The sequence below is a fragment of the Mycobacterium cookii genome, assembly GCF_010727945.1.
In the GTDB taxonomy this organism is placed as follows: Bacteria; Actinomycetota; Actinomycetes; order Mycobacteriales; family Mycobacteriaceae; genus Mycobacterium; species Mycobacterium cookii.
Window position 1 is genome coordinate 5,050,499 of the sequence record NZ_AP022569.1, and the last position, 15,584, is coordinate 5,066,082.

11 protein-coding genes are annotated in these 15,584 nt (G+C 65.9%); 7 read left to right on the forward strand and 4 right to left on the reverse strand.

Annotated elements, in window-relative coordinates; all coding sequences use genetic code 11:
• Nucleotides 1-201: 201 nt before the first annotated feature.
• Nucleotides 202-1,593 carry a serine hydrolase domain-containing protein gene (locus G6N27_RS23770; RefSeq protein ID WP_232065167.1) on the forward strand — a complete coding sequence of 464 codons (1,392 nt, stop codon included), beginning with the start codon at nucleotides 202-204 and terminating at the stop codon, nucleotides 1,591-1,593.
• A gap of 7 nt (nucleotides 1,594-1,600) precedes the next feature.
• On the opposite strand, the gene G6N27_RS23775 is transcribed toward G6N27_RS23770, so the two are convergent.
• Nucleotides 1,601-2,374, reverse strand: a complete 774-nt coding sequence (locus G6N27_RS23775) for a M15 family metallopeptidase (RefSeq protein ID WP_372512952.1) — start codon at nucleotides 2,372-2,374, stop codon at nucleotides 1,601-1,603.
• Nucleotides 2,375-2,492: 118 nt separating this feature from the next.
• Here G6N27_RS23775 and G6N27_RS23780 point away from each other — a divergent pair, with 118 nt between their 5' ends.
• The 5 genes from G6N27_RS23780 to G6N27_RS23800 all read left to right on the forward strand — a co-directional run bounded on the left by G6N27_RS23780 (nucleotide 2,493) and on the right by G6N27_RS23800 (nucleotide 9,425).
• Nucleotides 2,493-5,108 (forward strand): helix-turn-helix transcriptional regulator, encoded by a 2,616-nt coding sequence (locus G6N27_RS23780; protein ID WP_163780718.1) that lies wholly within the window; start codon nucleotides 2,493-2,495, stop codon nucleotides 5,106-5,108.
• 71 nt (nucleotides 5,109-5,179) lie between these two features.
• Nucleotides 5,180-5,383: a hypothetical protein gene (locus G6N27_RS23785; RefSeq protein ID WP_163780720.1), complete on the forward strand. Its 204-nt coding sequence runs from the start codon at nucleotides 5,180-5,182 to the stop codon at nucleotides 5,381-5,383.
• A 162-nt stretch (nucleotides 5,384-5,545) separates the two neighbouring features.
• Nucleotides 5,546-6,127 carry a hypothetical protein gene (locus G6N27_RS23790; protein WP_163780722.1) on the forward strand — a complete coding sequence of 194 codons (582 nt, stop codon included), beginning with the start codon at nucleotides 5,546-5,548 and terminating at the stop codon, nucleotides 6,125-6,127.
• Nucleotides 6,127-6,858: an ABC transporter ATP-binding protein gene (locus G6N27_RS23795; protein WP_163780724.1), complete on the forward strand. Its 732-nt coding sequence runs from the start codon at nucleotides 6,127-6,129 to the stop codon at nucleotides 6,856-6,858. Before G6N27_RS23790 ends, G6N27_RS23795 begins: the two co-directional genes overlap by 1 nt.
• A complete protein-coding gene (locus G6N27_RS23800) occupies nucleotides 6,858-9,425 on the forward strand; it encodes an ABC transporter permease (RefSeq protein ID WP_163780727.1) in 2,568 nt (855 codons plus the stop codon). The genes G6N27_RS23795 and G6N27_RS23800 overlap by 1 nt, the downstream gene beginning before the upstream one ends.
• A gap of 15 nt (nucleotides 9,426-9,440) precedes the next feature.
• Here G6N27_RS23800 and G6N27_RS23805 read toward each other — a convergent pair whose 3' ends face one another.
• The 3 genes from G6N27_RS23805 to G6N27_RS23815 form a co-directional block, all read right to left on the reverse strand.
• Nucleotides 9,441-10,760, reverse strand: coding sequence for an acyltransferase (locus G6N27_RS23805; RefSeq protein WP_163780729.1), 1,320 nt, complete (start codon nucleotides 10,758-10,760; stop codon nucleotides 9,441-9,443).
• A 6-nt stretch (nucleotides 10,761-10,766) separates the two neighbouring features.
• On the reverse strand, nucleotides 10,767-12,107 hold the full coding sequence (locus tag G6N27_RS23810; RefSeq protein ID WP_163780731.1) for a cytochrome P450: 1,341 nt from the start codon (nucleotides 12,105-12,107) through the stop codon (nucleotides 10,767-10,769).
• A gap of 113 nt (nucleotides 12,108-12,220) precedes the next feature.
• Nucleotides 12,221-15,277, reverse strand: coding sequence for an ATP-binding protein (locus tag G6N27_RS23815; RefSeq protein ID WP_232064774.1), 3,057 nt, complete (start codon nucleotides 15,275-15,277; stop codon nucleotides 12,221-12,223).
• Between the two features lie 4 nt (nucleotides 15,278-15,281).
• On the opposite strand from G6N27_RS23815, the gene G6N27_RS25470 reads away from it, so the two are divergent.
• Complete coding sequence (locus G6N27_RS25470) at nucleotides 15,282-15,443, forward strand: hypothetical protein (RefSeq protein WP_232064775.1); 162 nt, start codon at nucleotides 15,282-15,284, stop codon at nucleotides 15,441-15,443.
• The last annotated feature ends 141 nt before the right edge of the window (nucleotides 15,444-15,584 follow it).

A 15,584-nucleotide genomic window follows, 5' to 3' on the forward strand; every position in this document is an offset into this window, starting at 1 on the left:
GCTCGTCGCCGGCACGTGAAAGCGCCTTCGAGGACGCTACACAACTCGTGGAGACCGTGATTGCATTGCTGGGTGCAAGCGGATTGCCCTCGGCTTCGAAAGGCCGTTGCCGTCGGAAGTGTGTTTCTTGCACTCGTTGCGGGTTGCTCGCGTGGCGATGCGGCCCATACGGCGTCAAACGACCGCGGGCAGACGCCGCAGGTGCCGGCCGCGGCTTCCGCACTTCCCGATGCGGCTGCCGCAGCTGATTTCGCGACGGTCTCCAAGCTGATCAACGGTGCGATCGCAGCAGACAAGCTGCCCGGTGCGGTGGTTGTGATCGGACATGGCGGCAAGGTCGCCTTCCACCAGGCTTACGGCTCGCGCAAGCTACCCGGCGAACCCGGGCTGGATGGGTCACCCGCACCTGGGGAGCCGATGACCGAGGACACGATCTTTGATCTGGCGTCGTTGACCAAGAGCCTCGCGACGGCGACCGCCGTCATGGCGCTGTACGAACAAGGCCGTGTTCAGTTCGACGATCCCGTGCAGCGGTACTTGCCCGATTTCAATACGGCGAACGACCCGCGACGGGCGAAGGTGACTGTTCGCATGTTGCTCACCCACACTTCGGGTGAAACGGGGGATGTCGACCTGAAAGACCCGTGGGGACTGGACCGGGCCGATAAAGCAGAGGGGATTCGTCGTGCCCTCACCACGCCACTGGAATCCAGTCCCGGCGGCGTCTTCCGCTACTCCGACATCAACTTCCTCCTGCTTGGTGCGCTGATCGAGAAGGCCACCGGTGAAGCCTTGGACGTCTATGTTCAGCGACACGTATTCGAGCCGCTGGGTATGCGCGACACCCGCTACCTGCCACCGAGTAAGGCCTGCGGCCCGCACACGACGACCGGAGCGGCGATCGCCTGGGCTCCCGCACCAAAAGACCGGATGCCGGACGCCTGCGCCGCGGGCACCTGGAACACCGGTCTTTTGCCGCGCATCGCACCGACAGCACGTGACGAAGAGAGCAGAGCCGATCCAAGTAAGAATCCCGATCTTGATCACCTGCTTCGTGGCACAGTGCAGGACACGACGTCACGGCGCATGGGTGGCGTGGCTGGGCACGCGGGCGTGTTCTCGACGGCGCACGATGTCAGCCTCTTTGGGCAAGCCTTGCTTGATCGGCTCGCGGGCCGTCCGAGCACGTTCCCGTTGACGCGGGCGACTCTCGAGTTGATGACGAGCCCGCAGCAGCCGGGACATGACGCACAACAACTCGCCGCAGCGAACGACGCATTCCGAGCAGCGGTCGCAAAGGAGCCAAATTCAACGGATCCGCTTCTGGCGCCGCACTATCCGGCGATCGCGGGGCAGGACTTGCGCGGCTTCGGGTGGGATATCGACACGGGCCAGTCCACGGCGCGAGGCATGATCTTCCCGGTCGGCAGCTTCGGCCACACCGGCTTCACCGGAACATCGCTGTGGATGGACCCAGGTTCAGACACTTACGTAGTTCTGCTCTCGAACTCGATCCATACCCGAGGCAGTCCACCGATGTCGGATCTGCGCGGTGAGGTTGCGACGGCGACGGGACAGGCCCTGCATCTTTGACGGGGCCTCAGGGCCGCTCGAAGTGCTGGTAGTCGGGAGTCGTCCAGTCGCCGGCCCATTGCCAGCCGCGATCGGTGAAGACGCGTTCGGCTGGATCGCCGTTATGTAGGACTCCCGGGTCGGTACGACTGCGGTCCAGGTAGGCCGCCGCGTTTTCCGGCTCGAAATAGCCGCTGGCGTAGAGGCACGGGTTGAGCAGGGTATTGATATCGATAGCCCGGCCGTATGCGTGTGGGGACCATTCGTCGGTTCCGGGGATGCGCCGGCAGTTGAACGCCGAAGTGTTGTTGTCCTCCATGGACAGCTCATCGTTAGCGTCCGGGTAGTGGTCGACCGTGCGGATCTTGTCGACGGGATAACGCAGTTGGTGAAGCCGCTCGAAGATCGCGATGACGTCCGGCACCAGGTCTTCGTGCACAATCAGCGCGCCGCGGTGGGTCTGGCCGTCGAACCCGAGATAGTCGACGTCGACCCGTCGCAATTGTTGCGGCTCGACGGGGCAACCCGGCCGCCAGGTCGCGCCGAGTTCGGCGGCGGTGACCGGCTCCACGGTCGCAGTCGCGCGTGCCGGCGGAGCGCTGGCCGACGACGCAGCCGGCGGTGGTGTGGTGGCAGCCGGTGATGGTGTGGCCGCGGGAGGTGGCGGCGCGGCGGCGCACTGCACCAGCACGACGCCCGCCGCGAGCATGTGCGCGAGCCCGGCACACCGCCGCCAGAAGGGCGTCAACTGGGATGAGTCCTCACCGGCATGCTTCCATCCCCACAGGACCGCTCGCGACAAGCGGTTTCGCTGGATGAGTCCGGCACCAACGCTACCGCGGATAGAGCTGCGTTCAGGCGCCTTGCCGAAGTCGCTCATATTCTCGGCGTCGCAGTGCCCACGCTCCTAGGATTTGCGGATGCGCATGCGGTGGCCACTAATCGGCCGCTCCGAGGAGATGCGGGTTATCGAGGCCGCCATCTCGGCTTCGGATGTGCCCGGAATTGTCGTCTACGGAGCAGCGGGTGTGGGGAAGAGCCGCATCGTCCGTGAAGCCTTGTCGTCTGTTGAATCCCGCGGTTACGAAGGTCGATTGGCGGTAGGCGCGTCCTCAGCGCGGGCAATTCCGCTGGGTGTTTTCTCCGCATGGGCGCAGTCGGGTGTCACCGACACCGTTCAGTTGTTGCGGGGGGTGATCGAGTCGCTGACTTCCGCGGCTGCGGGCACCACGGTGGTGCTGGGTGTCGACGATGTGCATCTTCTCGACGAGTTGTCGTTATTCGTGGTGCACCAGATCGTCCAGCGTGGCGCCGCGAAAGTGGTGCTTACCGTCCTGGACGGTGAACCGATTCCCGAGGCGGTCCAGGAGATATGGCGGGGTGGCCGGTTCGACCGGCTGGACCTGCAGCCGTTGTCGCTCGACGAAACCACCACGCTGCTGACGACAGCGTTCGAGGGGCCGGTGGATCCGGATGTGCCTCAGCGGCTGTGGAAGCTCGCTCGTGGCAACGTTCTGTATCTACGAAATATCGTCGAGCAGGAAGTCGCCGATGGTCGACTCGTGCAACAGCACGGTTACTGGCGATGGATCGGTGATCCGGTCATCCCGCGCAGCCTGGTCGAGCTGATCGAATCCCGCACCGGGGCACTGGTTGGGCCGGTCAGCGATGTGGTCGATGCGCTGGCTGTCGGCGAGCCGATCGAACTGGCGGCCCTGAGCCGGATCACTGATCCGGCCGCGGTCGAAGAGGCCGAGACCCGCGGCCTCATCACGCTCGAGCCCGCAATGAATGGTGTGGAGGTTCGGGTAGCGCACCCGCTCTACGGTGAGGTGCGCCGCAGGCGCGCGCCCGCCACCAAGCTGCGCCGGCTTCGCGGCCTCGTCGCCGCCGAACTCGCCGCATCCGTTGACCACGAAGACATTCAAGTCGTGGTGCGCCGCGCCACGTTGAGTCTCGACTCCGACCTCACACCCAACGCGGACCTGCTCGTCAACGCAGCCCAGGGTGCCGTTTGGCTGGCGGATCTGGCACTCGCCGATCGGCTCGCGGACGCGGCAGCCCGCGCCGGAGGGGGACCGGAACCGAATTTCGTTCGAGCGCATGCACTTTCGTGGTTGGGTCGTGGTGAGGAGGCCGACGCGGTGCTGGCTGCGATTCGCACCAGCGAGTTGACCGACGGCGAGCGCGCCAGATTGGCGTTCCTACGGGCCAGCAACGCGCTCTGGGCGCTTGGCGACCCGGCGCGGGCTAAGGGAATCATCGACGAGGCGTTGGAGACCACTCCACCGACTGTGCGCACCTATATCGACGCTTTCTTGACGGTCTACTGGTTTGCGATGGATCGACCGGAGGCGGCGCGGCAAGCTTCGGAAAGCCTTGCATTGGAACATCTGCCCGCAGTTGTCGGTGCGGAGATTGCGTGGGTGCTCGCTGTCATCGCCGCGGACGCTGGGCGCACAGCCGAAGCGGTGGCCGTAGCCGAGGCGGGATACACCGCTGCGACACGCTCATTCGACGCCCCGCATATGCGGTTCAACATTGCTGATGCACACATCAGCGCGCTGTTGCTGTCGGGCCGAACTTCGGATGCCCTCGAGGTAGCCGACCGGGTGCGCCGGCAGGCAGCCGAACTTCCGGGTGCGGCTCAGTTGCTCGGCTCCGCAGTGGCAGGTCGGGCCGCGCTTGGGGCCGGCCGCCTCGATACCGCATGTGTGATGTTGGAACAGGCGGCGGAAGGATTGTCCGCCTCGCATGCCATTGGCTGGGGATACCGCTATCGCATCCCACGCACGGCCGCGCTGGCCATGCGTGGTTTGACCGACGAGGCAGCCACGCGCGCCGTGCTGGCTGATCGGCGACTTTTCCGGTCACTCGACTACGAGAGCAGCTTGGCCCGGGCGTGGGTGCTGGCGGGCCAGGGAGCCGTCAGTGAGGCGATCACCGTCGTGTTGTCGGCGGCCGAAAGGGCAGCAGCAAATGGGCAATTCGCCGCCGAAGTAGTCTGCCTGCAGACCGCCACCCAATTCGGTGACCGCACCGGCGCACTGAGGTTGCGTGCACTCGAGTCGATCGTCGAAGGGTCACGTGTCGGCCTGGCTGCCCGGTTCGCAGCTGCGCTGCGCGATGGAGACGCTGCTGAATTGTCATCGGTTTCAGAGGAATTCGAACGGATGGGCGACCTTGTCGCGGCTTTGGATGCGGCGGCCTACGCCGCCCTCGCGTATCGCAGCCAAAACCTGCGGGGCTCGGCCTTGAGTTGCTCGGCGCGCGCCGATGCCCTGGCCGAACAATGCGGCGGCGCAAGCACTCCGGCGTTTCGTCGGGCTACTGGCCCCTTGCCGCTGACTGACCGCGAAGCCGAGATCGTGATGATGATCGGTCAGGGGTTATCGAATCGCGCCATCGCCGAGCGACTCACAGTTTCCGTGCGCACCGTCGAGAGCCACATCTACCGGGCCATGTCGAAGACCGAGACCACCGGCCGTGACGAGCTCGCCGCGCTGATACCCAGCCACAAGGCGCGACTGGAGTGACATTGCCCCCGCGATGATTTGAGTACCGCGCTACTGCGTCGGCGTCATGAAAAGGTGTGCATGCTGCTCGGATGGCCGAAGAACTCAGCCAACACGAGCGCGCGCTGCGCGCGCTGCCGTTGCCATACTCCCTGGCACTGAGGCTGCGCGATGCCGGCGTCGCCGCCGATGTGATCTGCCAGTACATCAATGTCGAGCAGGCTGCCCTGGATGGTCTGTACCGCATGGCCGAAGCAAAACTTGTTGCGGCGCAACACGCACCAAATGATCGCTGAAACTGCGTTCGGCATTCATCAGTGGTGCTCAAGACTGCGAGTCGGTAGTGCCGCGGGCAAACAGCGCGAATTGCAGTAGCGCGCTACTGCGCCCGTCGCACCGCACCTGAGTGACGATCCGTTGACCACGCTGCGCGAGGAACAACAGATAGGAACTCGCCGATGAACCGCATCACCCTCACCCTGACGGGGGCGCTGGCCGCTCTGGCCTTCTCCGCGGCTACGGCGCACGCCGACCCCGGCGGCGTCGACCCTGGCGCACCCACGCCGCTTGACGTGGGGTTCAATTTCGTCGATGACGCCGGCCACCCATGGGTCAAAGGGGTGATGTGGCACCAGGATTTCAGCGTGCCCAACGCGCCGGACGAGACGTTCGAAGGCGTGGTGCGCAGCGACTACACCCTCTGGCTCACCCAGAACGACCACATTGTGGTCGAGCAGGACATCACCGGCAACGTCCCCGTCGGGGAGCAGTACAACGACTTCTATCTCATCTCGACGGCCGGCTCGACCGGCGTCAACTCTCTTGGACTGGTCTACAGCGACATCGGCGGCACGCCGGAGGCATTCTTCACCACGCCGTTCGGCGATATCAATTTCCCAACCTGGTTCGTTGAGGCAGTAGGCCCGAATTTCTTCGAACCCTCGCTGTTCTTCGAGTCGTTGCCGGCTGCTACAACGCCCGCCGCGGAGTTGCCTGGGCTGGCCGGCGACCTGGCCACGCTGCTGGCAGGGCTGTGGTGATGCGCGTCGGTGACGGCGGCGTCAGCGTGCCGCCGGTTCTGCAGCTCAACGGCGTCGATAAGACCTACCGCAGGGGCGACGAGCAGCTGCATGTGCTCGTCGACTTCGACTTCACTTTGGATGCAGGCGAATTCGTCGTCGTCACCGGGCCGTCGGGAGCCGGCAAATCGACCCTGCTGCACATTGCCGGCGGATTGGACGCACCGGACAGCGGCACTGTCGCGGTGGCCGGCCAGGACGTGTGGTCAATGAGCGCGGGCGCCCGCGCAGCGTTTCGGCGGCGCAACCTCGGATTCGTCTTCCAGTTCTTCAACTTGGTGCCAATGCTGACCGCAGTGGAGAACGTGTCGTTGCCGCTGGTTCTGGATGGTATGCCTGCCCGTGTAGCCGACACACGCGCTGAGGAGTTGCTGGACCGAGTCGGGCTGGGCGACCGCGCGGGGCACCGGCCGGCCGAGCTGTCGGGAGGACAAATGCAACGGGTGGCGGTGGCGCGCGCGCTGGTGGCCAGGCCGTCCATCATCCTCGCCGACGAGCCGACGGGAAACCTGGACAGCCATTCGTCGATCGAGGTCCTGGATCTCCTGCGCTCGCTGTCAGACGAGGACGGCGCGGCGGTCGTGATGGTGACACACGACCGGGCCGCGGCGCGCTACGGCTCCCGCGAGGTTCATGTTGTCGATGGGCGTGCATGTCCAGCCGATGTCACTGCGCCCGCCTTGGAGCGATGATGCAAAGTCTGCGCGCCGGCTGGCTGTCTTTCCGGCGGATCCACCTCGCCGCGTTGATCGCCGACTGGCGCCGCACGCTGCTCAGCGTGATCGGCGTTGCGGTGGGGGTGACGGTGGTGCTGGGTACGTTGGTGCTCAAAGCCGAACTCACCCGCCCATTCGGCGCATTCGGCCCGTCGCTCGCCCACGCCGCAGACGCCGGGGTGCTGCAGGTTACGCCAAAGGTGAACGGCCGCTTGCCATTCCAGACGGTCAACCGTCTGCACGCGGAGGTCGCGGGCGCGGAGGCGGTCATCCCCGTCGTCGCCGCCTTGACGCCGGTGGATGTCGCGGGCGGCACCCACGGATTCTTCCTGCTCGGCGGTTCATGCCAGGTCGAGCTGCTGGTCGGCTCCTTCGACTGCGAGCAACGCGCCCGCGACGTCAAACCCGCGACCGGTCCCGGTGTGCCACTGCAGATTCCGGCGGTCATAGCAGAGCGGCATGGCCTACAGCTCGGTGATGAGTTGCGCATCCCCGGGCTGCCTTCAGGTTCTGCGCACCTGGGTTGGACGTTTCCGGAGTTCGACCGCGTCGCGGGCATCAACGACGGCTACGTGCTGCTGGCCCCTTCCGCGGACATCGCCGCGAGCCTGCTCGGCTCGCCCGGGTACGCCACGGCCGCGTTCGTTATACCGCGACACGGCACGGACAGCGCCGCCTTCGCGAGTGACGTCGACCGCGTCATCGCCGGCGTCGCAACCGCTGGTCCGCCCCGGCCGCAGCTGCCGGCCGTGTTCGAGAACGCCACGCAGAGTTTCAATCTGACTGTGTTGGCCGGCATCCTGATCGGCTTGCTCATCTCGGTGAACACCATCCTGTTGGCGGTCGAGGACAGGCGGGCGGTGATGGGGACCATCGGCGCCATCGGCGCCAAGCCGCGAGGGTTGTTCGGCGGGATGTTGGGCGAGGGGGCCGTCGTGGGTGCGCTCGGGGGACTGCTCGGGGTGCCCAGCGGCTTCCTGCTCGGGACATATCTGGTCGACCGCTTCGGGCAGGCCATGCTGGCCGGTTCGGGTGGCACGATTGCCGCGCATTTCACGCCGAGCTTGATCGTGATCGGTGCCGCGGCGGGGACAGTCTCGGGCGTCCTCGCGATGATCGGGCCCGCCGTCAGGTTGGCCCGCGAGGGACCGCTGGCGTCGATGGCCAGCGTCGGTGGGGTGCAGCGCGTTCGGACGATCCCGATGTGGCCGCTGGTCGCCGGGGCGGGCGCGCTGGTGGCTTCCGTCGTGGTGTTGAAGATCTTCGAGCGCGGCTCACTGCCGCTGAACGTGGGCATCTACGGCATGACGGTGGGGTTGTGCGGGGTCGTGTTCTTGACGGCGTGGATAGCCCCGCGCGGTGCGGGCCTGGCGATCAGGCTGCTGACGATTGCGCGTCCCGCCACCGGACGTCTGCTGGGAGCCGACGTTCGGCGCTACGCCGTACTGTTCGCGCTCTCGGGCGCGCTCCTTGCCCAAGGCGCCAGCTCGGCCATCAGCTCGCACAGCATGCAACTGCTCGGCACCAAGCAGATGGCGGAAGAGAAGGCCGACCGGTTGCCCGCCGCCCTATTGATTGCCGCTCAATCGGTGCTTGATCAGCGGGATAGCCAGATCTCCGACGCCACCTTCGAGCGGGTGACCGCCGTCGCCGACGGGCGCAGCGTGACGTCACGCTGGCGATCGACGATCGGGTCCGGAACGCTGTCGCGGTTGGTCGTCGGCGTCATACCGGGCGATTGGTACAGCACGGCGGTTTATCAGCCCACCGATTCACCCGACCGGTTCTGGCCGGGCCTGCGGGACGGGGAGATCGGGCTGAGTGAGATTGCGGCCAGCCGGCTCGGCGTCGCCGCGGGCGGCACCGTCGCGCTGCCGACGGTCGCGGGGCCGAGGCAGTACCGGGTCGCTGGAACCTTCCGTCCACGGATGGTGAACGACGCCGCAGTGGGCGACATCGTGCTGGCTTCAGACAGATTGGCGCGCGCGGATTGGGCCGCCGTGCGTGACCAGATCGCGGTGGCCTATCCGTCCGCCGCCGCCGCGACGGCTCACCGCGGCGATTTCGTCAACCTCGGCACCGGATTGCGGGTGTACGACAACCAGCAGTGGCGTTCAGAGGCCACCAACGGCATCACTCGATTCCTAAAACCGTTCACGATCTCGGGATACGTCGTGATGGCAGCCGCCGGCTTGAGTGTGCTGAACGTGTTCGTGCTCGGACTGGTGCAGCGCAAGCGCGAGCGGGCGGTGTTGCGGGCGATCGGCATGACCCCCGGGCAAGAACAGGCCGTGATCATCGCCAACGCCGTCATCCTCGGCGCTCTCGTCGCCGGCATGGCGGTGCTTGGCGGACTGGGCCTCACGTATCTGTGGTCGCTCGGCTCGCCGGTGTACTACGGCATCAAAATCGAGTGGGGCGCGCTGCCGATGGCGTTGCGGACCGGGGTCGAAGCGATCTTCATCCTCGTCCTGGCGGCCGCCGTGTATCCAGTGATCCATGCGCGGCGACTGGAGACGGTCGAGGTGCTGCGAAGCAGTTGATCGTTGCGCTACCTGCTAGCCGCAAACCTCGCGGTGCAGTTGTGGAATGTCGTCGTCCGCGTACCGAAACCTGCTTAGGCGTTCCCGAATCGCGGGGCTCGACATGGCCTCGAAGTCCTTGGGCGGCAACGTCATCTGAAAGACCAGTCCGCGGCCGTCGGCCCCCTCGATCAGGACACCGACTCCGGCAAAGGGGATGTTCAGCACCGGCGTGCAGTAGACGGCGAAGGCGCCTTCGAACTGGAGGCGATAAATGCCGAATCCGGTCCAATTCGTGATAAGTGGGTTCCACTGGATCGGATTGAAGCTCGTCGCGACGCAGCGCGCCCCCCGCCATCTGCCAACCGCATCCAGAAACGTTTGGTTGATCCGCATGTCGCAATGTTCATCGGCAAAGCTATCCACGTGATGGCGGATGCGTTCGGCGATCGAACGTGCCGTCTCTCCGCGGCGTAGGTCGACGTTCAGCGCGGTGACGATATTTCCGACCAGCATCGGGTCCAGGCCACACTGATTCCGCACATTGACGGCGATCGCGAGGGTGCGACGATGCACGGCGGGATCCGCGCTCATGAGCGCCTCGGAAACATGCGCGCACACAACGTCGTTCGCAGACAATCGCATCCGGCATCCGTACGCGTCGCGCATGCGGGCGATTTCGTCTTCGCCGTAGTAGAGACTCAGAGTCCGCTGTTTTCGCGCATCCTTGGCCATGTAGAGCGCGCTTCGTGCTATCTCTGCGAGACCAAGGCAACGCACCCCGGCCTCGCGAGCCCCATCGGCAGGTAGATGCGCGTCGAGGTAGGCAGCGCGGTCTTCGGCGATCACGGGGTCAGCGAGCGGCTTGCCGGCCGCAGCGGCGGCCCACGCGTTCAAGAAATGCATCGCCGTCTGCATGTCACCGATCGCGTGGTGAAACGAGAAACCGATCGCGGTCGCGTCGTCCGCAAGATGCGTGACACGTACCTTGCATAGCGGGCCGAATCCCCAACGCGCCGTTGCGCCGTTCACCGGATCGATGAGCCACCCTCCGCTGTCCTCCTGCACCGAATGGATGGCCTCACGGATTGTGCGTCCGGACGACACCGATGTGAAGGGCACGCCTTGGCCCTTGCATCGGATTCGCATCCTGCCGCCGGCCATGGCGATTCGGCCGGCGAACATTGGAAACCTGGTGAGCGCGTGCGCGAATGCACCGGCGAGCGCCTGCGTGTCGAGAGGTCGCTCAAAGAAGAAGACCACGTGCACCGCCACGTTCGAGAGAGCGACGTCGCCGACGTTGCAACGGATTTCGAACTGCCGTTGGTGCGACGCGCTGATCAGCTGAGTCGACACAGTGGACTACTTTCGGCGAGTGACGACTACGCGGCCGCCGCGTTTCGGGGTATAGGTGACTCCCCGGAAATACGCCCGCTCGTCGGCGGCGGAGTCGGTGTGGATCTGGAAATTCTGGAGCACGGTCCGCAGCACGATATCGATTTCGTTGAGTGCGAAATCGGCGCCCATACACCGGCGTGCCCCGTTTCCGAACGCCAGCCATGCCGGTGCCGGCTGCTTGGTGCCGAAGAAGCGGTTCGGGTCGAATCGTTCGGGGTGCGGGAAGATTTCCGGATTCTCGTGCAGATCGGCAAGGCTGACAAAGACGTTGCTGTCGTGCGGGATTCGCCACGGGCCGAGATCGAAGTGCGGTGCACTGACCCGGCGGCCGGGCAGGTCGATGACGGGCCGTACCCGTAACACCTCCAATATCGTGGCTCGACGGAAATCGCGGCCGCCCTCGTCGACCTCTCTGACCAGGTCGGCCAGCACGTCCGGGTGGCGCCGCAATCGTTCGAACGCCCAGCTGAGGGCCGCTGTCGTGGTCTCGTGACCGGCGCCGATGAGCGTCACGAGTTCGTCGCAGATGTCCTGCCGCGACATTCCGGTTCCGTCGGCAGCCGTGCTGCGCAGTAACAGAGCCAGGACATCCGTCCGATCGGCGAGTCCCGGATCAGAATCGGCTCTGTCGATCAGAGAGAAGATGACCCGGTCGAACGCCCTCCGGACGTCGTCCAACCTGCTCCACGGACTGTGGCGCTGGGTCCGCAATCTCGGCACCGGCATGAACTTCACCATGGCCGATCCGAATTTCGCGTAGCGCGGAACTATCTCACGCAGTTCCGTGAGTTCGGCCCCGTCGGCGCCGAAGACGGTCCGCAAGATCACGTTCAAGGTAATCCTGTTCATCGGTTCGAGAACGCGAAACTCTTTGTTCTCCACCCAATTCGCGGTTTCGCGCAGTATCTCGTCAACGATGATCGACTCGTGATGCCGGAGGCTCCGACCGTGAAAGGCCGGCCCGAGAAGCCGACGGCGATCGTGGTGCTGACTGCCGTCGAGCGCGAATATTGACCCGGGGCCGAAAAAATTGCTCAGGTTCGGCTGATAGTTGGTCAGCTGTTCCGTGCTCGCGGTGAACACCGACCTCACCAGAGCCGGATCGGAAACGGCGACACTACGGCCAAAGAACGGCACGTTGAATTCGAAGACGCGTCCGTGCCGCTTGATCCATTTCCGCATCGCGTTCCGGCGAGACACGGTCATTTCGACGCCCTGCACAAGCTTGGGCGAGCGCACTTGCGGGGGGACCAGCCTGCTCGGCGTGGACGTTTCGTACGGGTTGGCCGTGGCCAAATCGGTCATGCGGTCCTCCAATGGCGCCGTCCTTTGGTGCCAGAGGAATCGTCGCTTTCATGGGGTGTGACGAGCGCAGTAGCGCGCTACTGCAATCCCGCCCGGCCTTGGGGCGGTAGTACTCAGATCGCGTCGATCATCGCCTTGGCCCAGGCGATGTGTCCTTCGAAGCCAAGAGATTCCGCCATCGCGCGATAGCGATTCACCAACTCGCGGTGCGCAACGTGGTCGCCGCGGGCCCGGGCCACCAACGCGCCTAGCCGCAGCAGCGTGATCTCGACTATCGCCGCGCCGTCGTCGGGTAGGTTCGCCAGCCAGTCGATTGCCTCTTGAGCTTCGGCCAGGTCGCCCTCGGCGCCACGCTCCAGCAGCGTCTCCACAAAAACGCCGGTGCCGAAAACGCCATACCCGGCCTGCCCGGCCTGGTGCAGCACGTCGAGGGCATTGCGCATCACCGCTATGGCAGCGTCGCGGTCACCCTGCCTGGCCGTTTCCCGGGCGGCACACAAGTCGGTGAGCGGGACCAGCGAGGGCATACGCCCGCGCTGCCACTCGCGGGCCTGCATCATGAGCTCAAGCCCGCGCTTTCGATCGTCCGCGCCCTCCCGATACAACAGCGCGACCGCAAGCGCGTACTCGGCGAAGATCAGTGCGATGTCGCTGCTGGCCCTTCGGGCGGTCTGCACAGCCTCTTCGGTTGCGCGCAGCGCGGCGTCGTCGGCCCGAAGCACCCCGAAGGTGATTGCACCGTACGTCCAGGTGACGACCAAGCCAAGAGTTGCCGGGTCACTGTTGCGGGCCATCTCAACGGCGTCGTCAAGGTCTTGCCGCCAGCCGGGGTAGCCCAGCCACCACTGAGCGAGGCAGCGAAAAGCCAACCCGATCGCCAGCGGCGATCCCATGCCGAAGCCGGCGCCCTTAGTGGGGTCGCCCTCGGCCAGCTCGATAACGGTCTGCGACCACCGCATGATCTCGCCGAGTTCACCGCTGGCGAACCAGTTGGCGAACGCCACGAACGCCAGCCCTACCGTCAAGTTGGAATCGCCGATGGACTCCAGCAGCTCCATCTGTTCGGATGCGAGCTGTGACCCTGCGCGCGCGCGTCCGGCGTACATGAGCTCGGCGGCCAGCCCGCTCATGCTGATTGCCAGCGAGACCTTGTCCCCGGCCGCGCTACACAATTGCCGCATCTCCTCGAACCGGCCTCGGGCTTCTTGGACAGTGGGAGCTTGCCAGTCCGTGGCGCACAGCATGGTGCGCGGGGCGATGCGCATCGCCAATGTGTCGGCGTATTCCTCGGGTAGTTGGTCGGCGATCTGGCGTGCGCGCTCCCAACTGACCCGGGCGGCGCCGATGTTGCGGTTGGCTGACGACGCGGCTGCGCGCATGTGCCAGCCATACGCCGCGTGCAGCTCGCCGGCGGCCTGCAGATGTTCGGCGATCAGCGCCGCGTTCTCCTCCACCGACCCGGGCGCCCGCTCCTGAATCGCGTTGGCCAGGCGCCGGTGCCATTCGGCACGATCGGATTTCAGCTGCGATTCGTAGGTGACCGCACGGATCAGCGGGTGGTGAAAGGCGTACTCGGCGGTCGGGGCGAACCGGACCTGATCGATCAGCGCAGCGCTCAGCAGCTCGTCGAACACGGGATCGATGGCCAGTGCAGCGAGCAACTCCGCCCCGAAGCGTGCGCCGATCACCGACGCCGCGTTCAACGTCCGCCTGGCTGGGGTGGTCAGCCGGTCGATGCGCGCCGCGATGGCCGCCTGCACCGTGGCCGGAACGCTGACTTCGGCGGCGTTGGTGCCACAGACGTAGCTGCCGCGCTCACCGGCCAGCACGCTGCGCTGCACCAACTCCCGCACCATCTCTTCGGCGAAAAACGGGTTCCCGGCCGCCCGCTCGGCGATGATCGCCGTCAGCTCCGCCACCGAGGGGTCCGACCCCAGCAGCTCGGCCAGCAGCGCCACGGTGTCCGAATCGCCCAGTGGGGCAAGCGCTATGGTCTGTGCGCCGGCCACTCGAGTCAGCTCTCCCCGATATTCCGGACGCGAGGTGATCAGCACCATGGAGGGGGTGCGCGGAATGACGGTGAGAAAGTCGGCCAGCATCGAATCGCTGACCTCATCGATCCAGTGCACATCCTCGATGATGTACAGCGCCGGTTCGGTGCGCGCCAGCGACGCGGCGTTGATCATCGCTACCAACCGCCGCCGCCGCGCCTCTGGATCGATCTGCGGCAGTGGCACCTCGGGGTCGGCGATGCCGAGCAGATCGTCAAACAGCAGCAGGTCCTGCAGGTCGGCATCCGGCACCCGGGCGCGTACCCGCTTCCGGGCGCTTTCGGCGTCGAGGTCAGCCACGCCGGTGCCCGCGCGCAGCAGCTGGGCCACGACGTGAAAGGGGATGTCGCCGGCATGTGACTCGCAGAAGGCCCAAAACGTTTCGACGCCGCGCCGGGCCGCCAGGGCGGCGGTCTCCCGCGCCGCCCGAGACTTGCCGATGCCCGGCGGTCCCACCACGTTCACCACACCCCCGCGACCACCGATCACGCGGTCCACCATCGCGTCGATGGCCGTCATCTCCCAATGCCGACCGACCAGGCTCGCCTCGGCGCGCCCCACAAGCGCGTCCCGGGGCCCGATTCCCAGCAGCCGGCGCGCGCTCACCGGTTCGTTGGCGCCCTTGATGCGCACCCACTCCGGCTCGGCCAGCATCACCGAGTGCTCGACCAGCCGCGCGGTCGACTCCGACAGCATCACCCCGCCTGGCGGCGCCACCGATTCCATCCGCTGGGCAAACCCGACCGACTCGCCGGTCGTGGCGTATCCCAGCGACCCCGAACCGATCTCACCGGCGATCACCCGACCCGAATTCAGGCCCACCCGGACTCGAAGATCGACACCGTCGCGGCGCTGCACGTCGGCCGCCAACCGGCTCGCCTCCTCCTGGATGGCCATCGCCGCGAGGCAACCACGAAAAGCGTGATCCTCCAACGCGATCGGGGCCCCGAAGATCGCCATCACCCCGTCCCCGGTGGACTCCACCGTCCCGCCGCCACAGCGCTGCACCACCGCCGCCGAGCGCCCCACCAACTCGGTCATGACTTCGCGATAGCGCTCCATCTCCAGCGCGGCCGCGAGGTCCATCGAGTGCACCACATCGGCGAAGAGCACCGTCACCTGCTTGTACTTCGCCGTATCGCTGGAAGGCGTGGTCGGGGTGCCGCACTCGTCACAGAACTTGGCGTTCTCCCTCAAGCCAGTGCCGCAGGACCCGCACACCACGCTCACCGTCAACCAGGCACCACCGATCAGCAATCCGACCCCGCGAACCCTCCAAGGATAGGGCGTTTACCAGCAGAAAAAAGGAGCTATTTGACATGGCATCAACCGCCTGACGCCGGCAACGGGCAAGATCGCTTCAGGTTGGGCGCGTGAAAGGCAGGGAGCCTGGGCGATATGGTGACGCCGTGACAAGGGCGCCGCA

Excerpts from the sequence above, each read along its gene's own strand:
- G6N27_RS23780 (WP_163780718.1), top strand. The coding sequence starts at position 2,493 with ATGCGCATGCGGTGGCCACTAATCGGCCGCTCCGAGGAGATGCGGGTT.
- G6N27_RS23785 (WP_163780720.1), top strand. The coding sequence starts at position 5,180 with ATGGCCGAAGAACTCAGCCAACACGAGCGCGCGCTGCGCGCGCTGCCG.
- G6N27_RS23790 (WP_163780722.1), top strand. The coding sequence starts at position 5,546 with ATGAACCGCATCACCCTCACCCTGACGGGGGCGCTGGCCGCTCTGGCC.
- G6N27_RS23795 (WP_163780724.1), top strand. The coding sequence starts at position 6,127 with ATGCGCGTCGGTGACGGCGGCGTCAGCGTGCCGCCGGTTCTGCAGCTC.
- G6N27_RS23800 (WP_163780727.1), top strand. The coding sequence starts at position 6,858 with ATGCAAAGTCTGCGCGCCGGCTGGCTGTCTTTCCGGCGGATCCACCTC.
- G6N27_RS23810 (WP_163780731.1), bottom strand. The coding sequence starts at position 12,107 with ATGACCGATTTGGCCACGGCCAACCCGTACGAAACGTCCACGCCGAGC.